Origin of the sequence: Prauserella marina, from assembly GCF_002240355.1 — a bacterium.
In the GTDB taxonomy this organism is placed as follows: Bacteria; Actinomycetota; Actinomycetes; order Mycobacteriales; family Pseudonocardiaceae; genus Prauserella_A; species Prauserella_A marina.
The window spans coordinates 6,423,322-6,446,538 of the sequence record NZ_CP016353.1 but is presented as its reverse complement, the minus strand read 5'-3'; the positions used below and the strand labels follow the sequence as shown (position 1 = coordinate 6,446,538).

Here is a 23,217-nt window from a genome sequence, read left to right as displayed (position 1 = left end):
CGACGACAACGCCGCGAGGCGCCGGATGGGCACCGCGCAGCCGGTACGCGATGGTTCCCGGACGCACTCTAAGGGATCCCGAGTTCGGTGTGCCCCGCGCGTGTGCTCCTATAGATCGCGTGCCAGAGGAGCTTCACCGGCGGGCGACCAACGCCGCGGCTGACGCGCGACCCGCTGTCGCCGCTCGCCTGCTGCGCGAGGCGCAGCGGAAGCTTCCCCCCGTCGACGCGGCCGACGCCGCCGCGCTCGTGCTCAGGGTCAGGGTGCTGATCAGCCTCGCCTCGGCCGAGGCCGAGATCGGCCCGCCATCGGGAGGACTGGCCCACCTCGACAGGGCACGACGTGTACTCGCCAGCCTTCCCGAACACGGGGAACGGACGATGCTCGAAGCCGTCGTCGGTCTACAGCGGGCGTTGCTGCTGTGGCGAACCGGGCGTCCATCGGAAGCGCTGCGGTTGTTCGACACGAGCATTCCCGTACTCGCGGGCGACACCAGAGACGGCGGTCTGCTGCTCACCAAGAGCCTGCTCAACAGGGCCCAGATCAACGCCGATCTCGGCAATCTCGACGCCGCGTCCCGTGACTTCGACGAAGCCATCGCGCTCGCTGACGAACACGATCAGCCTCGGCTCGAAGGCAAGGCCCGGCACGGACTCGGCGATCTCGCCCAGCTCGTCGGCGACATTCCAGTGGCACTGCGGCACTACGAGGACGCGGCGGAAATCCTCGGCTCGGTCGCGCCGGGCTGGCTGGCGAGGGTCCGCCTCGATCAGGCGAGGGCGCTGCTCGTGGCCGGGCTCGCGGAGGAGGCAGCGCGGCAACTCGACGAGGCGCTGCCCGAACTGCGCGGGAACAGGGTGATCCAGGACCTCGCGGAAGCCGAGGTGGCGCGCGCGGCCGCCGCGCTGCTCGAAGGCGACTTCGCGCTGGCCCGCAAGCTCGCCGTCACCGCAAGGCGCCGGTTTCTGCGAAGGGGCAACCTTCCGTGGGCCGAGGTGGCCGCGCTGGCGCGGTTGCGGGCAGACGCGATGGCGGCGCTCGAATCGGAGGTACCGCCGCCCGCTCGCCTTCCCGCGAGCCTGATCGCGCTCGCGGACCGCTTCGCGGGACTGCGGCTGTGGGACGAAACGGCGGCGGCCAGGCTGCTTGCTATCCGGTTGTTGCTGAGGAGGGGTTCGGTTGCCGCCGCAACGAAGCAGCTTTCCCTCGTGCCGAAACCGCGAAGGACCACGCCCGTCGATCACCGGATGTTGTTGCGCCTGTGCAAGGCGGAACTCGCCATCGCGAAGGGACGTTCCCGCGCGGCGCTCGCACAGGCAAGGGCAGGGCTCGACGAGCTCGGCTGGGCGCGTGATCGCATGGGTGGCCTCGACCTGTTGTGCGGCACTGCGGTGCACGGCCAGGAACTCGGCGCGCTCGCCGTGGGACACGTACTGCGCACCGCGAGGGGCGCGGCCGACGCGCGAAGGCTGTTCGCGTGGCAGGAACGCACACGAGCACAGGTCTACCGGTACGAGCCACTTCCTGCCATCGACGATCCGGTGATGGCAAAGCGGCTCACCGAGATGCGCCGCGTTCAGCGCACCGTGCAGCAGAACCGGCTGGCGGGCAAACCGGTTGCCGCGCTGGAGAACCGCTATGCCTGGTTGCAGCGGGAAGCGAGCCGACTCGGCTGGTACACGAGCCAGTGGGGCAAGCCGAGGCCGGTCGCTTCACCCGAGGAGGTCGTGGCGAGGCTGGGGCACCGCGCGATGGTGAGCCTTGTCGGCCACGGCGAGACGTTGGCAGCCGTTGTCGTGAGGGACAACGGGTTTCAGCTCATCCAGCTCGGTTCGCTCGCCGAGACGGTCGAGACCGCGAAGCAGCTGAGGGCCGATCTCGACGCGCTCGCTCCCGACCACCTTCCCGAAGCACTCGCCGAGGTCGTCGGCGCGTCGGCGCGACGAAGGGCTGCCGCGCTCGACGAGTTGCTGATCAGGCCGCTGCTCGACGCGCTCGGTGAAAGGGAACTGGTGATCGTTCCCGTCGGTTCGCTGCTCGCGCTGCCGTGGGCGACGCTGCCGAGCTTGAGGGGAAGGCCGATCTCGGTCGCGCCTTCGGCGACGGCCTGGCTCGCCGCCGTCGGTCACACGACGCCGGAACCCGTTGTCCTCGTGGGAGGACCCGGCGTTCCCGGCGCGGTCGGGGAGGTCGCCCATCTTCGTTCGGTGTATCCGAAGGCGACCCTTGTCGACGGAACAGCGGCGACGAGCGCGGTCGTACTGTCCGCATTGGACGGATCGAGCGTCGCCCATCTCGTGGCCCACGGCGCGCACGAACCCGCGAACGCGTTGTTCTCAAGGCTCGACCTCGTCGACGGCCCGCTGTTCGCGCACGAGGCGGCCCGGCTTGCCAATCCCCCTGAACGCGTTGTTCTCGCTGCCTGCGAACTCGCGCTGAGCCACATCCGGCCGGGCGAGGAAGCGCTCGGTTTCGCGGGGGCGCTGCTCGCGAGTGGTTCTCGCACCGTCGTCGGGGCCGTCGCGAGGGTCGGCGACAAGGCGGCCGCCGAGGCGATGACCGATCTGCACAACGAACTCGCCGCTGGAACCTCCCCCGCGGTGGCGCTCGCTGACGCGACGGCCGCAGATCCGTTTCGAAGGCCGTTCCTGTGCCTCGGAGCCGGTTAGCCGGACGCGTTCCGCTCGGCCGCCCGCGTGAGGCGGGAGGCGATGAAGGTGACGACCCCGAGGAAGCCCAGCCGAACCAGCGGTCCGGTCCCCCGGAAGCGTTCGGTGAACGAACCTTGCCAGTGCAACCGGGTCCCACCTGACTCGGTCGGGGTCAACACAAGGTCGGCGCGGTAATTCCTGAGCGGCGCACCGGAGTTCTCCAGCACGTAGCTGTGCTTGCGGTCCTGTTCGTACTCGACCGTCCGTTCCCGCATCAGAACGGGCCACGTGCCGAGCACGCGCACGGCATCCATTCCGCCGGGCGGCGGATTCCCTGTCCGGAGCATGCGCGACCCGAGCACGAGTGGTTTGGCCCAGTTCGACCAATTCGCGCCATCGACGACGAGTGCGAAAACGATGTGCGGCGGCGCCGTGGTGGCGCGATTCACCTCGAACGAGAACGCTCTGCCTGCGATCATCAAGCCAACATAGCCCTATAGGTCAGGATGCCGGTGTGAATTCGACCAGAGCCGACTTCGCCGCGCCGCGATGGCTCGTGCACCTCCTGCGCACGACACCGGCGGCGGTGCCGTGGTCGAGGGCCGCCCGAGCCGCCGTCGCGCTCGCCGTTCCGCTCGCTGTCGCCTACCTCGCGGGGGACATCAAGGTCGGCGCGCTCATCTCGGCGGGCGCTCTGCCGACCGTGCTCGCCGAATCGGGCGGAACCTACCGGTACCGCGCGCAGCGGCTCGGCGGAGCGGCTTCGGCCGCGATCATCGGTTACGCGCTCGGACTGCTGACCGGCGGCAACCTCGCGTTCTCCATTCCAACGGTGGTCCTCATCGCCGCGATCTCGGCGTTGATCAGCGCGGCCGGCAGCAACGCCTCGGTCGCGGGGCTCCAGCTCTTCGTCTTCACGGTGCTCGGCACGGGACAGCACGTAGTCGGTGAGGCAGGCGTCGCGCTCGGCTGGTTTGTACTGGGTGCCGCATGGGGGCTGGCCGTCGCGCTGTCCGGCTGGACCGTGCACGCGACCTCGCCGGAACGTAGTGCGGTCGCCCAGGTGTTCATCGAGCTGGCAGCGATGCTGTCCGCGCAGGACGAGGCGACGCAGCTCGCGGCTCGGCAGCAACTCACCGATGCTATGAACACCGCGTACGACAGGTTGCTGACCGCGCGCTCGTGGTTGTCAGGCAGGGACACCACCTATCGCTCGCTGCTCAACCTGCTGTCCGCGACGACCCCTGCCGTCGAGGCTTCCGTCGCGATGGTCAACTCGGGAACGAAGGCGCCGCCCGAGGTGATCGAGCAGTTCACCGCGCTCGCGACGGCCGTGCTCGCGGGAGCACCACTGCCGAAGCCGCTCAACGGCAAACCGGAGGATCCGCAGGTCGCCGCCCTCTATCACGGCATCGCCAGGATCGGGACCAAACAGGAAAGGGGAAGGCGCGAGCGGGTCACCCCGGCCCAGCGGCTCAAGGACTGGTTCGGTCTGCTCGTTTCGGGGCCGTTGACCTGGATCGCGACCCTGCGGCTCACCCTGTGCGTCGCCCTGGCCGAACTGACGAGCGCGCTCGTTCCCGTCGACCGGTCCTACTGGATCACGTTGACCGTCGGCATCGTGCTCAAGCCCGACTTCGGTTCGGTTTTCGGCAGGGCCGTTCTTCGCGGGCTCGGCACGGTCGTCGGCGTCGGGTTCGGCGCGGCGGTGCTCGGGCTCGGGGCACACGGGTTCGCCGTCGTGCTCGTCGTGGCGCTCTTCGCAGCGGGTGCCGCGATCGGCAAGGTACGCAACTACGGGATCCTCAGCGCCTTCGTGACCCCGCTGATCATCGTGCAGATGGACCTGACCGCCGGTGGTGACTGGCCGGTCGTCATGGCGCGGCTCATCGACACCGTGCTCGGCTGCGTGATCGTGCTCGTTTTCGGCTACCTGCTGTGGCCGGGGAGCCGAAGGCCGAAGGTCGGCGGGCGCCTCGCCGACGTCGCCGACGAAGTCGCCGAATACGTCGAGCACGGGTTGCGGCCCGCTGAGACGGCACAGGACACGACGGAGCGGTCGAGGAGAAGGAGGATCGCCTACCGGGGGCTCGCCGACCTGCGAACGGCGTTCCAGCAACTCGTCGTGGAGCCCTCACCAGCGGGGAGGCAGGCCGCGGCGTGGTGGCCCGCGATCGTGGCGCTCGAACAGGTGGCCGACGCCGTCACCGCCGTCGTGGTGACGATCGAACACGGTGCGCGACCACCGGAGTCGGCCGACGTGGAACTACTGACGGCCGCGTTGAGCGAACTGGCTTCCGCCGTCCGTGAGCAACGTGATCCGGTCGACGTCGAGCTACCGGAAACCGAAACACTTTCCAATGTTTCCGATCAGCTGGAAAGTGCGTTCGATGCCGTCCGTGGACCGGATTTCAGCCGGTCACGCTTCTCTTTCCGGCGCAGGAGCTGACCCCGGAAGAGGGGTACACGTTGCGCATCGCCCGCAGAGCTGGTGAATTGGTGGTATGGGCATCAATTTTGATGAGATCAAAAACAAGGCACAGAGCGCGCTCGGCAAGAACAGCGAGAAGATCGAGCAGGGTCTCGAAAAGGCAAGCGGATTCGCGAAGTCGAAGTTCGGCAATCAGGCCGACAAGATCGACAACGCGACGCAGAAGGCCAAGGACCTGCTCCACAAGGGAGCGGGCGACCAGGACGACGACCAGTCGCAGGGCGGCACGGGTGAGCAGGGCCGTACCGGCGAGCAGGGCGGCCAGCAGCCGCCTCAGCAGGGTGGCCCTGGTGGTCAGCAACCACCGCAGCCGCCGCGACCCGACAATCCGTAACGGCGTTTTCGTTCCCGTCGCCTGAGTCAGGCGACCTCGCCGATCAGGATGTCCCCATCGAGCGCCGTGACGCAGCCGCCGCGCTCGCCAAGAGCGATGAGCCCGTCTCTGGCCTCGGGCGCGCCGAGGTCGATCCGGATGCTGGCCCGCGATGCCGCGGCGTGCTTGGCGAGCGCGGCTTTGCCCTGGTGACCGGCCTCGACGGTGGCGGAGAGGCCGCCGGTGGAAGCGAGCGATCCTCTGGCCGCCCCGAGCTTGCCGAGAGCTTCGTCGAGCACCGGCAGTAGCGCCGCCCTGTTGCCCTCCGTCATGGCCAGCACGAGGTCGGGCCGCGTCGCGGCGACCCTGGTGCCGTCGGAGAACGAACCGGCGGCCAACGCGGCGGCAAGCGGACCACCCATCGCGCCCACCGAGGACAGCACGGCCGCCACAAGATGCGGCAGATGCGATACGCGGGCCACCACTTCGTCGTGCGCGGCAGGCGCGAGCGGGATCACGTGTGCTCCCGCGTCGAGGGCCAGCATCGCGACCTCCCGCCACGCGGCGAGGTCCGTGTTCTCCTCGACGCAGGCGACCCAGGCGGCACCGGAGAACAGCGTCGCCGAACCGGCCGCCCACCCCGACTCGGCAGTGCCCGCCATCGGATGTCCCCCGACGAACCGTGCGCCAGGGACGATCCTCGTCACCGATTCGGCCACCGGAGCCTTGACGCTCGTGACATCGGTCAGCAGGCAGTCAGGCGCGTGTTCCGCGACGAGCCGCAGCACCTCGTCGACGGCGGTGAGTGGAACAGCGAGCACGACGAGCGCGTCCGTTTCGGACGCTCTTTTCAGCGCTGCGGCGATATCCGTCGTCGCCGTGGCGAATTCCGGTTCGGCCGCGGCTGCCTTGGCGTCCACAGTGGACTCAGTGGCGCCCCATGTCGTCCGGCCCGCGGCCGAGGCCGCTCGCAGTACGGAACCGCCGATGAGGCCAAGCCCGATCACGCATACGTCTCGCACGGCGCCCATCCTGCCCTATTCGCTCCACCCTGGCCGCAAGCCGTCCAATGCGAATGCCGCGTAGAGCGCGACACCGTTGGCGAATGCTTCCTCGTCGTAATGCACGCGGTTGGAATGGTTGGCGGCCGCCTCGGCCGGATCGGTGCCCGGAGGGCAGGCTCCGAGAAACGCGAAAGCGCCTGGCACCCTTTGCAGTACGTAGGAAAAGTCCTCCGCTCCCATGATCGGCGCGGCCATCTCCTCCGCGTTCTCCGCCCCGAGTACCTCCCCGGCGAGCCGCAGTACGTGGTCGGCCATGTCGTCGTCGTTGACCGTCGGCGGATAACCCGGTTCGATGTCGACGAGAACCCGGCAGCCGTACGCGGCGCCGATGGATTCGCACACGGCAGGCAGCTCCTGCCTCACCAGTGCCCTCGTCTTCTCCGAAAGGGTGCGGATGGTGCCCGCGATCTCGGCCGTCTCAGGGATGACGTTCGTCGTCGTGCCCGCGAGGATCTTGGTCACCGAGACGACGGCGGGGTCGGCGACATCGACCCTGCGCGTGACCATCGTCTGTAGTGCGCCGACCATCGCCGCGGCAGCGGGAACGGGGTCGATCGCGTTGTGCGGCATCGAACCGTGCCCTCCCTTGCCGGTGACCGTCACGGAGAACGCGTCGGCAGAGGCCATGATCGGCCCTCTCCTCGTCGCAATCAGCCCACTCCGCAGGTTCGCGAAGATGTGCAGCCCGAACACCTGCTCCACGCGCTCTCCCGCCGCGTCGAGGACGCCCTCGTGGATCATGTGCCTGGCACCGTGGAACCCTTCCTCGCCAGGCTGGAACATGAAGACGACCGAGCCGGCCAGCTCGTCGACGTGACCGCTGAGCAGCTTCGCCGCGGACGCGAGCATCGCGACGTGAGTGTCGTGTCCGCACGCGTGCATGACGCCGTCGACAGCCGATGCGTACTCCGCGCCGGTGTCTTCCGGCATCGGAAGCGCGTCCATGTCACCGCGCAGCAGTATTGCTGGGCCCGGTGTCTTTCCCCTGAGCACCGCCGTCACCGAGGTCGTCGACTTACCCAGAGTGATCTCCAGTGGCAGACCGTCGAGTGCTTTCAGGATCGCGGCCTGTGTTTCGGGCAGCGTCAGTCCGAGCTCGGGGTGCCGGTGCAGTTCGCGGCGCAGCGCGACCGTCGAAGGCTGGAGGGCTTTCGCCTCTGCGAGCAGACCCGCGAAACGGGCGTCGGGAAGGGATGGCAGCTCGGTCGGTCCAGTCATGACCTCGATAGTGGCATGCGCTCGCCAGGTTTCGGCGTTACCAACGCTTGACGCAGGTATACGGTGGGCGCATGGCGGTGAAGGAGCCGATCTCGGGGTTCGGAGTTGCCGTCGTCCGAGAGGACGGCAAATGGCGGTGCAGCTCGCTGGACGGGTCCGCGCTGGCCGAACTCGACGCGGCGATCACAGAGCTGCGCAAGCTGCGGTCGACGGGCGCGGTGTTCGGGTTGCTCGCGGTCGACGACGAGTTCTTCGTCATCGTCCGCCCGAGCCCGGCGGGTGCGTCGTTGCTGCTTTCGGACGCGGCTGCCGCGCTCGACTACGACATCGCCGCTGACGTACTCGACTTGTTGCGGGTCGATCCGCCGGACGAGGACGACGACATGCTGTGGCCGGAGGGCGATCTGGAGATCCTCGCCGACGTCGGTATGCCCGGTCCCGAACTTGAGGTGATCGTCAACGAGGTCGAGCTTTACCCGGACGAGCAGCTTCAGATGATCGCCCAGCGCTGTGGTTTCGCCGACGAGTTCGGCACGCTGCTCGACGACATATGACCGGTGTGGACGAAGCGGCCGTCCGCGCGGCCATCGCCGTGGCCGAGGAAGCGGCAGGTAGCGCCGACGTACCGATCGGTGCCGTCGTCTTCGCGCCGGACGGCACGGTGCTCGCTCGCGCGCGCAACGCGCGCGAGGAACTCGGCGATCCGACAGCGCACGCGGAGATAATCGCCCTGCGGCAGGCAGCGCGAGCCTATGGCGACGGATGGCGGCTTGAGGGTTGCACGCTCGCCGTGACCGTCGAGCCGTGCACGATGTGTGCGGGCGCGCTGGTGCTGGCGAGGGTCGCCAAGCTCGTGTTCGGTGCATGGGAACCGCGAACGGGCGCGGTGGGTTCGCTGTGGGACGTCGTCCGCGACCGGAGGTCGAACCATCGTCCCGAGGTGCGGGGTGGGGTGCTCGCCGACGAGTGCGCCGAGCTGCTTGCGGGCTTCTTCGCAGCGCACAGGGGCGAGTAGCGGCCGGTGGACCCGGCCGAAAACGGCTGAACCGCTGCGGTATCGTATCTGGCGGTAGCGTGTCCGAGCGGCCTAAGGAGCACGACTCGAAATCGTGTGACGGGTAACCCCCGTCCGTGGGTTCAAATCCCACCGCTACCGCCGCCGATCAGGGCAGCCACGAGTTCTCGTGGCTGCCCTGATCGCTTTTTGGCGACCTTTCGTGGTCACGGTCCCGTCACGGCTTCCCTGGTCGCTTGATCGAGTGAAACATTTTCGCCTGATCGAGCGACCCGTCGGCATGAGAGTCGTTGGGAAACGATTGCTTGCCCGCGCGTTCGCGCTACTGGGGATCGTTCTCGTGGTCAGTGGATTGCTCACCGTAGCGACGGCGCGAGAGGTATCCGCCGCGCCGAGTCTTCCGCCCGGTTTCGTGCTGACCGAGCAGCCGAGTGGGCAGGAGCCGTGGAATCTGACTGATTTTGCGTATCTTCCTGACGGGAATGGTCTGCTGAGCACTGGTAAGGAGGGCAGGGTCGCGTGGGTCTCCCCGGAGGGGGCGGTGAGGACGATCGCGACGTTGCCGGTGGTCGCGGAGCAGGACCTTGGCCTTGTTGGTATTGGGGTGGCGGCGGATTACGCGACGTCTCGGCAGATTTATCTGGCTCGGTCGGTGCCGAGTGGTGATGGTTATGTCATCAGGCTTGCTCGGTGGACGGTCACGGGTGGGTATCAGCCGACTGGGCTTACTGGTGAGCGGATCTTGCTTGACCTGGCGGGGGATAGCAATGTTCACGGCATCACGGGAATTGTGCCGGCTGAGGATGGCACGGTGTGGGTGTCCGTGGGTGATATCGCCGGTTATACCGAGGTTGATCCGTTGGCGTTGCGGGCGCAGAATCGTGACCTTCCGCATGGGAAGATTCTGCACATCACGGCTGATGGTCTGGGGGTGCCGGGTAACCCGTATTACGACGTGGCCCGGCCTGGTGCTACGGCGAGTAAGGTGTTCGCGTCCGGCTTTCGTAGTCCGTTCCGGTTCTCCATCGACGAGCGCACCGGTCTTCCTGTTGTTGGTGATGTTGGTTGGAATACGTGGGAAGAGGTCAACGTGGTGCGGCCGGGCGCTAATTACGGTTGGCCGTGCTGGGAGGGTAAGGACAAGACGCCTGGTTACTCGAGGCTGGCGGGCTGTGCGAATGTCGGCAACACCGATCCGATCGCAGTGTTTCGGCATGGCAGCGGGATCGATGGTGGTAACAGTGTCACTGGTGGGATCCATTACACCGGCACTAGTTATCCCGCGGCGTATCGGGGCGCGTATTTCTTCGGTGATTACACGCGTATGAAGTTGTGGACGTTGCGCTACGACGAGCAGGGTGAGGTGACGACGCCACCGCAGAGTCCGCCGATGGGTACCGGCATTGGTCGTCCGGTGAAGTTCGCCGCCGCGGCGAACGGGGACATCGTGTATGCCGACATCGAGGCGGGTGTGTTGCGCAGGCTCAGTTTCGTGGAAGGTAATACGTCGCCGGTGGCCAAGGTGCTCACGTCGACTGATCCGGCGACCCGCACGGTGACCTTCGATGGTTCCGGTTCCTTCGACTTCGATGGTGACGCGTTGACCTACGATTGGGATTTCGGTGACGGTGGCACGGCGACCGGGCAGCGGGTCAGTCATTGGTATGCCGAGGGCACGGAGCGGTTCACCGCGAGTCTGACCGTGACCGACTCTCTCGGTGCGGAGGGGACGACCGAGGTCACGGTGGTTCCGGGTAATCATTCGCCGGTGATCACGCCGAACGTGTCTGAGCAGCGGTTTGCCGTTGGTGAGCCGGTGACGGTCGCGGCGACGGCGAATGATGTCGAGGACGGCAGGCTCGACATCGAGTGGACCAGCGCCGTTGTGCATTGTCCGGAGGAGGCGACTTGCCATTCGCATCCGGGTCCGAGTCATTCCGGTGACGGTTTCACTTATCCGTTTACCGATCATCCGGATTCGCGGATGGAGTTCACCGCGACGGCGACCGACTCCGAGGGTGTTTCGGCGAGTTACACCTATGTCGCGTGGCCGCGTGAGCACCGGGTCACCTTGACCAGCAACGTGGCTGCTTCGCTGTCGATACCCAACGAGACGGGCGGCAGTTCGGCCATGGTCACCGAAGGTGCCGTGGTGAACATCGAAGCGGCGCCGGTTGCCACCGACGGTGTCTCCACCTTCGCGAACTGGTCCAACGGCGACACCGACCCCGCGACCACGATCGTCATGGGCGGATCCGACCTGACCCTGACCGCGAACTACACCACTCCCGTCGCCCAGCGGTATGCCGCCGACACCGCACTGAGAACAACACTCGGCGCACCGCAAGGCCCCGAGGTCATCCAGGGCGGGTTGTACTACCAGGGCTATGCCAACGGCGGCCTCTATTGGACGGCCGCGACCGGAACACACGAGGTGCACGGGTCGATCTACCGTCAGTACCTCGCGCTCGGTGGTCACGCGAGGTTCGGTCCGCCGACCACCGACGAGACGAAGACGCCCGACGGTGTCGGCAGGTTCAATCACTTCGCGGGTACCCCAGGGACCCTCGTCGCCTCCGTCTACTGGACGCCCAGCACCGGCGCGCACGGGATCTGGGGCTCGATCAGGGCGAAGTGGGCAGCGCTGCAATGGGAACGTGGTCCGCTCGGGTATCCGACGACGGACGAATCGACGACGCCTGACGGCGTTGGCAAGTACAATCACTTCTCCAAAGCAGGCTCGGTCTACTGGACGCCCGGTACCGGCGCGCACGAGGTGTACGGCGCCATCCGGGTCCGCTGGAAGGCGCTCGGCTGGGAGCGGTCCTACCTGCGGTATCCGACGAGCGGTGAGTTCGCCGTCGCCGGAGGAAGGCGCAACAACTTCCAGGGCGGCTACATCGTGTGGACCGCGGCCACCGACAAGGCGGTCGACAGGAGGTACTAGGTCGTGTCTGACAGAGCTCTGTCAGACACGACCTGGGTGTCTGCGGGATTCGCGTGCCCCCATCGGGTCCATTTCGTGGGCGCCAACAACTGCGGGTATATCCGAATTGATCGGTGAATCACGATCGGGTGCGAATCGGTTCGCATTGTCCGGAGTGGTCGCGAATTTCCTCCCGCTCGTCCGGTTTTCGGAATGTGCACTCTGTATTGGCGGTGCCTTGCTTTGTACCGTCAATGATCAAAATGAATCCGCTGTTACGATCCTCGGAACCGAACTTGAGGCGGAGGCGGAGCACAAAACGTGAGCGCGAACAAGACGGCTCCGGTCACCCTGAGAACGCTGGCCGACCAGTTGGGTCTGCACGTTTCGACGGTTTCCCGGGTATTGCACGCCGACCCCGAGGCAAGTCACAGGGCGGCTTCCAGTGAAACTTTCGCGAGGGTACGCAAGCTCGCCGACGAACTCGGCTACCGGCCGAATCCACATGCCACGAGCCTGCGCACCCGGCGAAGCAATCTCGTCGGCGTTGTCGTTCCACAGCTTTCGGACATCGTGCTCGCCACGATCTACGAAGGTATCGAGGAGTCGGCAAGTGATTATGGACTGTCCACATTCGTCACGAACACTCGCGATGACCCTGGGCTGAAACAAATTCGTACCGAGATGATGCTCGACCACAGGGTCGACGGAATGATCTTCGGTGATGCTTCGCTCGATCCCGCCTTTCTCGGAACGGTCGCAGCCAAGGGAGTCCCTTTCGTACTCGTCAACAGGAGGTCCGGTGACTATCCTTCGGTGACGTGTGATGACTTTCTCGGCGGTAAGCTCGTCGGGGAGCACCTGCTTGGCCTCGGCCATCGGGATGTCGGTGTCGTCGCGGGCGAGCCGTACGCGAGTACCGGAGTCGATCGCAGTGCCGGGTTTCTCGCCGCGTACGCGGAGGCGGGTATCGAGATTCCGGCGTACCGGGTCACCAACTCGGGTCATGACGCGCGGGGCGGTCATATCGCGACGGAGAAGCTTCTCGCGTCCGGTCCGCCGCCTTCGGCGCTGTTCGCCGTCAACGACTTCGCGGCGATCGGCGCATTCGGTGCGTTGCGCGATCACGGTTTGCGCGCGGGGGAGGACATCGCGGTGGCCGGATTCAACGACACGCCGCTCGCCGCGGAGCTTCCCGTGCCGTTGACCACCGTGCGTTCTCCGATGCGGGAGATGGGTCGGAGGGGATTGGCCTTGCTCGCTGGCATGATGCGGGAGGAAGAAGCCCAGTCGCAGCGGCTCTTGCCGCAACTCGTGGTGAGGGCGTCGACAACAGGACCCCGCTAGCCGCCCCGTCCCGCGCGTCGGGCGTTCCGGGTGCCGGGCGTGCCGGGTGCCGGGCGTCCCGGGCGGCGTGCCGCCCCCGCGTGCCGAGTGGGGCGCCGGGTGAGTGGGACGCCGGGTGAGTGGGACGCCGGGTGAGTGGGCGCGAGTCCCCCGGCCAGCCCGTCGAGTTCCGCACTCAGGCCGTCGAGTTCCGCACTCAGGCTGTCGAGTTCCGCACTCAGCCGCCGAGATCTGCACTCGGGTCGTCGAGATCTGCGTTCGGGAAGCGAGTCGCGAATCTTGTGCGCGAGCGCGGATCTCGTTCGCCTAGGTGCGGATTTCGCGTGCCTGGGCGCGGATCTCGCTGGTCTGGGCGCGGATCTCGGCGACTTGAGCGGGGGACTCGCGCACACTGACACGGGGCTCGCGGAAGGCTAGGTTGCCCGGTCGGCGACAAGGACCCGCAACTGTGCGAGCAGGTCGCCGCGACTCGTCGCCCCCAGCCGTTGCCGCATCCTGGCCACGTGGTGCTCCACCGTCTTCGCCGAGATGAACAACTGGTCACCGACTTGCCGATAGGTCATGCCGCTCACCACCAGTTCGGCCACCTGTAGTTCCCGCTCGCTGAGTTTCGGGGAGCCGTCGGGCTCCGCGATCGCGCCATTGCCGGGATCCCCTCGCAGGACTCTCGCGCAGTCGAGCAGCCGCACCATGGCCGACCGGTCGGTCGTCCTGATCGCCGCCTGCCCCGCCAAACGCGCGCCATCCCAGCACAGCCCAGCCGCGTGCAGGTCGCGGGCGGCCCGCTCGATCCGGTCCGGATCGACGTCCCCTCCGAGCACCCTGAGCCAGCATCCCGCCGCGTCGGCGACGACAGCGTGAAATCCGCTGTGCCCCGACGAAGCCGCCAATGCCTCCGCGTGCTCGTGCGCTTCCCGCTCGTGTTCGACCATGATCGCCGCGTGCAAGCCGCTCCAGTGAAACGGTGCTGTCCACAGTGGAGGGTCCGAGAGCGAACGCAGGAGTCCGCGCGCGAGGTCGAGATGGTGCGCGAGCCGGTCACGTTCGCCGAGTCGCGCCGCCGCTATCGCGAGTTCGCCGAACGGCAGCAGGGTGAAGAGGTCGACCGGCTGCCTGATCACCGCGTCGCAGACCTCGCCCCACACGGCTCGAAGCGCGGCGAGGTCGCCTGCCCTTCGCGCGAGACCGGCCCTGAGCGCGACGGCGAACAGCCAGTCCCTTCCCGCTTTCTGCTCACCGGCTCCGGCAAGTCGCTCCGCCGCGACCTCGGTCTCCCCGCGCACCATGGCCGTCCAGGCGTGCAGCAGGCTGTGCCTCGCCTTCATCGTCGGCCCCCCTGCCTCGGCGACCTTGGCACGTTCAAGCAGTGCTTCCGCCACGCCGAGTTCGCCGCAGTGCATCCCGGCGAGCGCACCGAGCGCGGCCGGGGTGTCGGGAAGCAGTAGCTGCCTTCCGACGGGCTCCATCGTTTCCGCCGCGCTCACGAGCGTCGTCAGAACCGACGTCGCGGAGCGCGAAACAGAGTCCACAATGGCCTGCGCGGTCGCCGACATCGCCCCGGCGATGAGCGTCGGCGGTTCGCCGCCAGAGGGTTCGGCGAGCAACAGCCGCGCTGGTTCGACCGCGCCAGATCCGAGCAGTCCGATCGCGGCGTACACTTTGGACAGACCGGTTGCCGACCAGCGGAAAAGCTCGGTTCCCCTTGCCAGTTGGCCTCGCTGGGTCAGTACCGTCCCGGCGATGCGGGCCGCATCGGCTCGCTCGATTGCCGCCGGGTCGGCGACGGCCTGGTCGGCGATGCGCAGCGCGGTATCCCCATCGCCTGCTCTCGCGGCGGCCTCTGCCCAGCTCGCGGCGACCGTCCTCATGGGAACGCCCGCCGCGACGGCGGCGGCGAACAGCCCTGCCGCCAGCTGGGGTTCCGTCGGCGCGGCTTCGCGGGCCGCGGCTTCGAAAGCCTCAGGCGGGGCCGCGCCTTCCCGTTGCCCGTGAAGCAACGGCCGCACGAGTGGCAGCACCGGCCCGCCGCGATCGAGCTGCAGTCGCAGCAACCGCTGCCGCACCCACGTGTGCCTTTCGAACGGGATCAAGCCGTTGAGCGCCTTGTGCACGAGGGGAGGCGGGTTCCCGTCGCTCCCGAGCAGCCCGGCCGCGCTCGCCTCTTCGACAATGCAGGACACCCTCGTGGTCGCGCCGTCGCCGCCGAGCAACCCCGCGACGAGTTGTGGGTCCTGATGCACGCCGTACTGGGCGGCGAGCAGGTACGACAACGTGTCTGGCGAAAGCCGGTCGAGGTGGGACGCGAAGGACATGAGCGCGGCGTGCGGGATCTCCGCCTTCGTTCCGATGGCACCGGCGAGGCGGGACACCCAGCCGGGGACGCCGCCGGTCTCGCGAAGTACGAAATCGGCGAGGTTTTCCTTGCCTGCACCGAGAATCCTCGCCGTCCTCGCGCGGTCGAGCGGTCGTAGGACGACCTGCCCCCTCAGCAGTGCGAGCACCGCGTTCAGCTCGGCCGACCTCGGCCACGGCCGCGCCGCGACGATCAAGCCCAGCTTGTCGTCGGCGGCGAGGTCGGCCACCTCGGCGAGTCCGGGTTCGTCGAGCAGGTGTGCGTCGTCGAGCAGCACGAGCCGGGTGTCACCGTCGTGCTCGCCGTATCGTGCGGCAGGCAGACCTTCTCTCGCGCAGCATTCGCCGATGTGGTCGAGCACCGCGGTCTTGCCGTACCCCCCTGGCGCGACCACGGCCAGCTTCGCCGGGCTGAGCGTGCCGCCGCCGACGGCGGCGCACAGTTGGCGAGTCGGCTCGTCGAACACGAGTTCTGGCCTGCTCGTCAGGATCAACGGTCCTCGTCTCTGTGTGCGGCCGCGGTGGCCTTGCGGGAAAAGGAGAACTTGCGTTTCGGGGGCGTGAGTGGAGTGATCTCCACCGGCGGCCGTTCGGGAGGCGGTTCCTCGTCGGCCTCGTCCCGCTGTCCATAGACGGCGGGAAGTTCGTGGTTGCTCGCCACGAGCGAGTTGCCGACCTCCTCGCGGGGCTCTGGCCTCGGTCTCGCGGCGAGCGCGGCTCCTCGCGCCATCGCGGTGCCGGGGTTGGCGTCGACGAAAACGGGGCAGTCGAGCACGGTCCTCGCGAGTTGCGCGAACAGGGGGATGGCCGCGCTTCCGCCGACGAGCACGGCAGCGGCGATGTCGCCGGTCGTCGCGTTCGCGGCCGTGCGGGCGAGCTGACCGATGCCCGCCTGGAGGACGGGACGGATCAAGGTTTCCAGTTCGGCTCTGGTCAACCGCGCGTCGTCGGCGACGACGACCTCCCGCGCCGTCGAAAGGCGTTCCTTCGCCATGGTGCAGGCCGCGCGAAGGGATGCCATGGCGACGGCGTCGTTCTTGTCGCGGGAGACCTGGCGCAGTACGTGCCCGACGATGAGGTCGTCCATGCGGGCCCCCGCCTCGTGTTCGCCGCCCTCGGTGTGGCTGAGCAGGTCGAATCCTCGTGGTCCCTGTCGCAGCAGGGCGGTCTCGACCTGTTCCCCTCCGATCCGGCACACCGCGAGCAGCGAGCCGACGTCGACCCGCTCGTTGGCGAGGTGGCTTTCGGCGGCTGCGATCGGGCTCGGCAGCGCGAGCACTCCCGGCAGGTCGGCGTTGTCGAGCGCGTCGTGCAGCAACCCCCTGCGGTAGCCGGACCAGCTCGGCGGGTGGGTCACCACGATGCGTTCGGCGTGAACTCCCTCGATGTCGGCGACCCTGTCGGCGACGAGGCCGATGAGCGCGGCGGCGAGAGCTTCGGCCGTGTAGGACAGATCGCCGAGCACGAAGGGAACGTCGTCGCCGGTTCTGCGGTGTGGTGCGCGCACGATCCGGTCCGGCGCGACCGCGGCGTGCCGCACCGCGGTCTGGCCTGCCGACAGCTCGCCACCGTGCGAAATGTGCAGGACCGTGTCGATCCACGGCACCCCGCCCCACAGCGGAACGACCTCGGGGCCACCCCAGGGGCCACCGTCGGAACGGCACACGGCTGCTGTCGTGCGTGTCCTTCCGAGGTGAATTCCCATGACATAGCGCATAGGTGACGGTTCCTCACGGTTTGTCTCTTTCGGCCGAACGCGGCGCGTCCTTTCGTACCAAAGAAATACACCCGAATGACAGCCCCAACCCGGGCGACCCCGGATCCCCTAATCCCCTAACAGCCAGTGATTTCCGGAGGGGAGACAACCCGGTCCGATCCCCGATGCCCTGTGCGCGTCGCGGCAATAGCGTGCTGGCACGGCGCCGTCGACCAATGGACGCGCCCCCCACGCTAAGGAGAATTCGTTGGCTATCCAGGAGCAGACACTGCACGGCTTCGTGCAGAACCTGCTGAACGACGCGACCGCACGCGCCGACTTCATCTCGGACCCCGAGAGCGCGCTCTCGGGCGCCGGTCTCGGAGACATCACCGCCCTCGACGTCAGCGAGGTGCTTCCGCTGGTGACCGAGTACGGCGGCGCGGAAGGCGTCGGCTCGCTGGCTTCCGGCCTCGATGACCTCTCGCTCGACGCCGACACTCTCGACGGTGCCATTGCCCAGCTCAAGGGCGTCGCGGACGCGGCGAGCCAGGCCAGGTCGGAGACGCTGCTCGACGACGCGACGAACCTCGGCACCGCCGGCTTCGACACCACCACGACGGACGGCGCCTTCACCGGCACCGGCCACGTGGTCAACGACCAGGCCGCCGCTCTCGGCTCGGTCACCGCAGGCGAGCAGGGCGGTGCCTTCGACTCTGCCCTCGCCAGCGACTTCGGCAACGTCGCCGGTGTCGGCGAAGCCGGTCTCGACGGCGCCACCGGCGCGCTCGGCTGGGCAAGTGCTTTCGGCGCGGGCGAGACCACCGGTCAGCTCGGCACCGAGGGACTGAACCTCGGCACCAGCAACGAGTCCGTTCTCGGTGACGTCACCGCGGTTGGTGGCAGCGGGCTGGAGGGCTCCACCGGTGGCACGGCGCGGCTCGACAACGACCTGATCACCGGTGGTGGCGTCGCCGACGTCAGCCCCCAGTCCGTGACGGGCGACCTCGGCTTCGACACCGCCCAGGGCGAGTTCGGCGCGTTCGGCGCGGCCAGCCCCCACGGCGTCGCCTCCGGCGCGATGCTCGGCGACGAGACCCTCGGTGTCGAGACGAGCGGCGCCGGCAGCGTCGACGCCATGGCCGCGGGCGGTTCGCTGCACTCGCCGTTCGGCACCTACGGGGTCGAGCTCGACGGCACGCCGACCGCCCCCGAGGTTCCCGACCTCTACACCACGGGTGACCTTGCCGGTGTCTTCGACACGGAGACCATCGGGCGTAGCAGCGAGGCCGCTGCCAGCACGCTGGCCACCTACATGACCGCGGACGAGGCTTCGCTGAACGGGCTCGTTCCCTCGGAGGTTTCCGGGGCGGAGTACGTCGACTCGCTGCCGACCGAGGCTCCGGTTCCCGCCGTGGCCCCCGTGCACACGCCGGAGCACCTGCCGAGCGACCCGACGGCCGCCGTCACCGAGGTCGCGGGCAACCTGCCCGTCAACGCGGACCTGCCGGCCGACATCCCGGCCGACGTGCCGTCGGACCTGCCGGTCGACCTGCCTTCCGGGCTCGACTCCGCGCTGCCGGAGCTGCCGGTCGCCAACCCGCTGCCGGAAACGCCGGATGTGCGGGACGACCTCGGTGGCGCCCTGCACGACAGCCCGGTGTCCGACGTCGTGGACGGCAGCCCGCTTGGTGACCTTCCGCAGCCGAATCTCAACGCGCCCGTCGACGCTCCCGGTGTCGGCGACCTGCCGCTTGGCCACTGATAACCGGTTGATCTCGGAGCGATAACAGGCTGGGCTCGTGAATATCACGAGCCCAGCCTTCGTTGCGGAGAGTGAGCGAGGCACACTGTCCGTCGATGAAAACGCCGTGCATCGATCTCCTGGATGAGGCCATCCAGGCGTGTGCCACGCACGAAAGGCAGGACCTGGCGGGGCGGCTCACCACTCGCCGCGCCGAACTGTCCGGCCCCACCGTGCGTGCCCTTGTCGTCGGCGAATCGGGCAAGGGCAAGAGTCAGCTCATCAACGGACTTCTCAACGCCCCCGTGTGCGCGGTGGGCGACGACGTCACGACGGCGGTGCCCGCGGTGATCGCCCACGCGGAGAAGCCGGTGGCCGACCTCGTCTCGGCGGGATCAGCGGACCCGGTGCTCGCCATCGAAGGACCAGGCAGATCGGCGACCGAGGTCGAATCCGCGACGGCGCTCGCCAACAGGGCCGCCGATGTCGCCAGAGTCGAGATCGGCCTGCCGAGGGAGTTGCTGCGCACCGGCCTCACCCTCGTCGACACTCCGCCGTTCGGCCCTTCGGCGACCCGGCACGTCGCCAACACGCTCGCGGCGCTCCCCCAAGCGGATGCCGTTCTCCTGGTCACCGACGCGACGAGGGAACTCAGCGGAACCGAACTCGAACTGCTCGGCGCGGTGCTGCGGTCGTGCCCCACCGTGATGGTCGTACTCACCAAGATCGATCTCGTTCCCGATTGGCGGGCCGTCGCCGAACGAAACAAGGCACGGCTCGCCCGCGACGGGCTTCCCGCCGCCGTCCTGCCCGTCTCGGCGACACTGCGGCTCGCGGCAGCGCGCACGGGGGACGCGAAACTCAACGAGGAATCGGGTTACGGCGCACTGGTTCGCTATCTGCACCAGGACTTGATGGGGCACGTCGAGTTGCTGCGAAGGCGTTCGGTCTCCGCGCTGATCGACGGCACCGTGCGGCAACTAGTGGTCCCGCTGCGGCACACCCTCGAAGAGTTGAGGCAGGGAAGCACCGAGGAACTGACGGCGAGGTGGAGAGCCGCTGGGCGCAAGGCGGAGGAGTTGCAGCGGGAGGCGGCGCGCTGGCAGACGGTGCTCGCCGACGAGGTCGCCGATCTGACCGCCGACCTCGACTTCGATCTGCGGGAGCGAACGCGGCAGATCCTGCGGGAGGCCGACGAATACTTCGACGTCGCGGATCCGGCCAAGGACTGGGACGAGTTCGGTGCCTGGCTGAAGGTCAACCTGACCTCGGTCGCCGAGACGAACTCGGCGTGGTTGCTCGACCGGTTCGAATGGATCGCGCGCAAACTCGCGAGGCAGGTGGCTCCCCGCGACGACGCGATCCCGGAATCGTTGCTGGCCGGTGGTCCTCGTGACCATGTCGGCAATCTCCGGATGCCCAATGTGGAGCGATTCGGCATCGGTCAGAAGTTGTTCGTCGGCATGCGCGGTTCCTACAGTGGATTGCTGATGTTCGGATTGGCGACGACACTCGCCGGGATGCCGTTGATCAACCCGATCTCGCTTGGCGCCGGTGCCGCTTTCGGCGCCAAGAGCGTCTTCGAAGAGCGCGGCAACCGGCTCAAACGCAGGCAGGCTACGGCCAAGACGACGGCTCACCGCTACGTGGACGACTTTTTCCTGACCTATGGCAAGGAAAGCAAGGACACCGTCAGGAAGATCCATCGCGAGCTGAGGGACAGGTGCACGGCGCTCGCGCAGGACCTGCGGGCGGAGATCACCGAGACCGCGCAGCGGATCAAGCAGGTGATCGACACCGAGACGACGGAGCGGGGAAACAAGGCCCGCGAAGCCACGCGCGGTCTTGAAGAGCTCGATCTGCTGCACCGAAGGGCGAGGGCGCTGGCCCCGACCGCCGCGCGAGGGCTCACGGCGTGAGAATCGCCGACCTGACCTGGTCGCTGCTTGATCAGGCATTGGAAGCCTATGCCGACAGTCCACGTGCGACACAGTGGTTGCTGAGGCAGAAGGCGAGGTTCAGCGAACCGGTCAGGCTCGTCGTCGCGGGGCCATCTGGCAGCGGACGGTCGACGATCATCAACGCGATCGCGGGTGAGGAGATCGTGCGATCGGAGGCGAGAGAGCCCGCCTGGTACCACATTCCGGCGACCAGGTCCCAGCCCGAGCTGACCCTCGTCGACGCGCCTCCCGTCGAGGATGGCGCGGGGCTCGCGGAGAACGTCTGCATGGAAGCCGACGGCGTGCTGTACCTGATCGGTCATCCGCACAACGCCGAACTGTCCTTTTTGCGCACCCTGGCCGACCATCCGGTCGCCAGGGAAGCACCGGTCAACTCGTTGATCGTGCTCTCGCGCGCCGACGAACTCGGCGGCGGCAGGGTCGATTCGCTGATCTCGGCGAGGCAGGTCGCGCGGCGATACCGGAAGAACGCGGAGTTCACCGGGTTGTGCCAGGACATCGTCGCCGTCGCGGGGCTGGTGGCGAGCGCGGCCAGAACCATGCGTGATTCGGAGTTCGACATGCTCGCCGCGCTGGCCTCGGTTCCCAAGGCCGAACTCGAGCCGGTGCTGCTTTCGGCGGAGCGGTTCATGGGCGAACCCGCGCGGGAGCAATTGCTCGCGAGGTTCGGGCTCTTCGGCATCAGGCTCGCCACGACCCTGTTGCGAGGGGGTGTCGATTCGCGCCAGGCATTGGCGACCCAGCTCGTCAAACGGTGCGGGCTCGGCGAGCTCAAGGAGTCGATCACGGCCTATTTCACGGAGCGGGCCGACGTACTCAAGGCGCGGTCCGCGTTGATCGGGCTCGAAGTGGTGTTGCGCATGGAACCGCGGCCCTCGGCAGGCGCGCTGGTCGCCGGGCTCGAACGAACACTTGCCAACGCTCACGAGTTCCACGAGCTGCGGTTGCTGGCCGCGTTGCGGACGGGAAGGGCTTCGCTGCCTCCCGAGCTGCGCGAGGAGGCACTGCGGCTCATCGGCGGATACGGGACGTCGACACCGGCGAGGCTGGGCGTCGAGGCGGGTGAGGCCGAGTTGAGGGACACCGCCATCGCCGCGCTGCGGATGTGGCAGGAATACGCGGAAAACCCCGTTCTCGGCTCGGCGGAGCGCAGGGCGGCTGCCGTCGTCGTCCGAAGCTGCGAGGCCATGTCGACGGTGGGTGCCCAATAGTCACGTGCCCGCGCGGCGTCTCCTGATCGCCAGCGCGGCTCCGATGCGTTGCAGCCCGGCCGGTTCGCCCGGGTCGAGGCCGGTCAGCGCGATCGTCTTGCGCAGCCGGTAGTCGACGGTGTTGGCGTGGATGTGCAGTTCGGCGGCCGTGCGTCTGCGGTTCAGCCCGTTGCGCACGAAGCTCTCCAGCGTGTGCAGCAGTTCAGGGTGGACGTCGAGTGGAGCGAGCTGCCTGCTCAGCGCCTCCGCCGCCTCGGTCGGCCTGGTGAGCTGGTATTCGAGCAGCACGTCGTCGAGCTGGTAGAGCCCAGGCCCCTTGCCGAAGGTCTTGGCGAGTTCGAGCACCTCCCTCGTCTGCCGCACCAGTACCGCGACCTCGGCAGGGGGCGCGACGGCGAACGCGGCGATGATGTCGACCCCCGCAGCGGCGCGCATGCGGGAAACGAGTCCGGATGGCGAGGTGGTCTCGTCGGCAGAGGGGACGAGAACGGTTCCGCCCGCCGTGTCGAGCAACGAGAGGGTCGCCGCGTCCGCGTACTGCTCCAGCTCGCGCTGCACCCTGTGCAGCTTGCGCCTGATGGCGATGGCCGTGCCGACCGAGGGGTCGAGCTCGTCCCTGTGTGGCGCCAGCTCGATGGTCAGCACGAGATACTGCTCTGGCAGCGTGATGTCGGCTCTGCGCGCGGCTTCCTCGGCGGGGTCGCCGCGCAGCAGCGTCGCCAGCAACACGTGCTTGGTGTCCTGATCGTGGGTGGAGATCCGCCTGCGCTCTTCGAGGTACGCGGTCGCGACGGCACCGGTCACCCGCTGCACGTAGCCGAGCACCAGTTCGGTGCACGCCAGTACGTGTGGCAGATCGTCGGCGGTCGCGCTCGCCGTCATCGCCTTCCACGCCCCGGTCATGCCGAGGCCGTAGGCATGGAGCACCGCTTGCAGCGGCATTCCCTCGTCGGCTCGCCTCGCCGCCGATTCGGTGATCGGTCCCGCCAACGCCGCGGGGGTCGGCAGTTCGCCAGAGCGCAGAACCTCCGCGAACACCCGCAGGTTCTCCTCGGTCGCCGCCACGATGTCGTCGGCCAGCTCGTCACTGGGGAGCTGCCGGTAGTCGGCGACGGTCGCGGCGAAGTGTTCGACGAGCTCTCGGGCCAGCGTTCCACGGCGCACCGCGAGCCAGCGGTGCAGCACCTTTCCGCCGACAGTCAGCTCGTTGTGACCTATCACAACAAAC

The 23,217-nt window shown here is 67.9% G+C and carries 16 protein-coding genes and 1 tRNA gene; 11 read left to right on the top strand and 6 right to left on the bottom strand.

Annotated features, from left to right (window positions below; genetic code table 11):
• Positions 1-50 precede the first annotated feature (50 nt).
• The gene (locus tag BAY61_RS29900) at positions 51-2,669 is read left to right on the top strand and encodes a CHAT domain-containing protein (protein ID WP_091805387.1); all 2,619 of its coding nucleotides are present in this window, start codon (positions 51-53) and stop codon (positions 2,667-2,669) included.
• On the opposite strand, the gene BAY61_RS29895 is transcribed toward BAY61_RS29900, so the two are convergent.
• Positions 2,666-3,130, bottom strand: coding sequence for an SRPBCC family protein (locus BAY61_RS29895; RefSeq protein ID WP_245865560.1), 465 nt, complete (start codon positions 3,128-3,130; stop codon positions 2,666-2,668). The genes BAY61_RS29900 and BAY61_RS29895 overlap by 4 nt on opposite strands.
• A gap of 35 nt (positions 3,131-3,165) precedes the next feature.
• On the opposite strand from BAY61_RS29895, the gene BAY61_RS29890 reads away from it, so the two are divergent.
• Positions 3,166-5,100: an FUSC family protein gene (locus tag BAY61_RS29890; protein ID WP_091805384.1), complete on the top strand. Its 1,935-nt coding sequence runs from the start codon at positions 3,166-3,168 to the stop codon at positions 5,098-5,100.
• 55 nt (positions 5,101-5,155) lie between these two features.
• Positions 5,156-5,476 (top strand): antitoxin, encoded by a 321-nt coding sequence (locus BAY61_RS29885; RefSeq protein ID WP_091805381.1) that lies wholly within the window; start codon positions 5,156-5,158, stop codon positions 5,474-5,476.
• 26 nt (positions 5,477-5,502) lie between these two features.
• Here BAY61_RS29885 and BAY61_RS29880 read toward each other — a convergent pair whose 3' ends face one another.
• Both BAY61_RS29880 and BAY61_RS29875 read right to left on the bottom strand, forming a co-directional pair.
• Positions 5,503-6,486, bottom strand: a complete 984-nt coding sequence (locus BAY61_RS29880; RefSeq protein ID WP_091805378.1) for a prephenate dehydrogenase — start codon at positions 6,484-6,486, stop codon at positions 5,503-5,505.
• 6 nt (positions 6,487-6,492) lie between these two features.
• Positions 6,493-7,737 carry a M20 metallopeptidase family protein gene (locus BAY61_RS29875; protein ID WP_091805375.1) on the bottom strand — a complete coding sequence of 415 codons (1,245 nt, stop codon included), beginning with the start codon at positions 7,735-7,737 and terminating at the stop codon, positions 6,493-6,495.
• A gap of 71 nt (positions 7,738-7,808) precedes the next feature.
• On the opposite strand from BAY61_RS29875, the gene BAY61_RS29870 reads away from it, so the two are divergent.
• The 5 genes from BAY61_RS29870 to BAY61_RS29850 all read left to right on the top strand — a co-directional run bounded on the left by BAY61_RS29870 (position 7,809) and on the right by BAY61_RS29850 (position 13,025).
• Positions 7,809-8,291, top strand: coding sequence for a tRNA adenosine deaminase-associated protein (locus tag BAY61_RS29870; RefSeq protein ID WP_091805374.1), 483 nt, complete (start codon positions 7,809-7,811; stop codon positions 8,289-8,291).
• Complete coding sequence (locus BAY61_RS29865) at positions 8,288-8,752, top strand: nucleoside deaminase (protein ID WP_091805371.1); 465 nt, start codon at positions 8,288-8,290, stop codon at positions 8,750-8,752. Before BAY61_RS29870 ends, BAY61_RS29865 begins: the two co-directional genes overlap by 4 nt.
• A gap of 53 nt (positions 8,753-8,805) precedes the next feature.
• Positions 8,806-8,893 (top strand) — tRNA-Ser (locus BAY61_RS29860).
• A gap of 139 nt (positions 8,894-9,032) precedes the next feature.
• Positions 9,033-11,699 (top strand): PQQ-dependent sugar dehydrogenase, encoded by a 2,667-nt coding sequence (locus tag BAY61_RS29855; protein ID WP_094168530.1) that lies wholly within the window; start codon positions 9,033-9,035, stop codon positions 11,697-11,699.
• Positions 11,700-11,999: 300 nt separating this feature from the next.
• Positions 12,000-13,025 carry a LacI family DNA-binding transcriptional regulator gene (locus BAY61_RS29850; RefSeq protein WP_091802610.1) on the top strand — a complete coding sequence of 342 codons (1,026 nt, stop codon included), beginning with the start codon at positions 12,000-12,002 and terminating at the stop codon, positions 13,023-13,025.
• Between the two features lie 413 nt (positions 13,026-13,438).
• Here BAY61_RS29850 and BAY61_RS29845 read toward each other — a convergent pair whose 3' ends face one another.
• Together BAY61_RS29845 and BAY61_RS29840 are read right to left on the bottom strand one after the other, a co-directional pair.
• Complete coding sequence (locus tag BAY61_RS29845; protein WP_338061460.1) at positions 13,439-15,871, bottom strand: helix-turn-helix transcriptional regulator; 2,433 nt, start codon at positions 15,869-15,871, stop codon at positions 13,439-13,441.
• On the bottom strand, positions 15,868-17,082 hold the full coding sequence (locus BAY61_RS29840) for an Hsp70 family protein (RefSeq protein WP_338061461.1): 1,215 nt from the start codon (positions 17,080-17,082) through the stop codon (positions 15,868-15,870). Before BAY61_RS29840 ends, BAY61_RS29845 begins: the two co-directional genes overlap by 4 nt.
• A 259-nt stretch (positions 17,083-17,341) precedes the next feature.
• On the opposite strand from BAY61_RS29840, the gene BAY61_RS29835 reads away from it, so the two are divergent.
• From BAY61_RS29835 to BAY61_RS29825, 3 genes are all read left to right on the top strand, one after another.
• On the top strand, positions 17,342-18,838 hold the full coding sequence (locus BAY61_RS29835) for an IniB N-terminal domain-containing protein (protein ID WP_091802619.1): 1,497 nt from the start codon (positions 17,342-17,344) through the stop codon (positions 18,836-18,838).
• A 95-nt stretch (positions 18,839-18,933) separates the two neighbouring features.
• Positions 18,934-20,736 carry a dynamin family protein gene (locus BAY61_RS29830; protein ID WP_091802622.1) on the top strand — a complete coding sequence of 601 codons (1,803 nt, stop codon included), beginning with the start codon at positions 18,934-18,936 and terminating at the stop codon, positions 20,734-20,736.
• A complete protein-coding gene (locus BAY61_RS29825; protein WP_091802625.1) occupies positions 20,733-21,989 on the top strand; it encodes a P-loop NTPase family protein in 1,257 nt (418 codons plus the stop codon). Before BAY61_RS29830 ends, BAY61_RS29825 begins: the two co-directional genes overlap by 4 nt.
• On the opposite strand, the gene BAY61_RS29820 is transcribed toward BAY61_RS29825, so the two are convergent.
• On the bottom strand, positions 21,990-23,210 hold the full coding sequence (locus tag BAY61_RS29820; RefSeq protein WP_091802628.1) for a PucR family transcriptional regulator: 1,221 nt from the start codon (positions 23,208-23,210) through the stop codon (positions 21,990-21,992).
• Positions 23,211-23,217 lie beyond the last annotated feature (7 nt).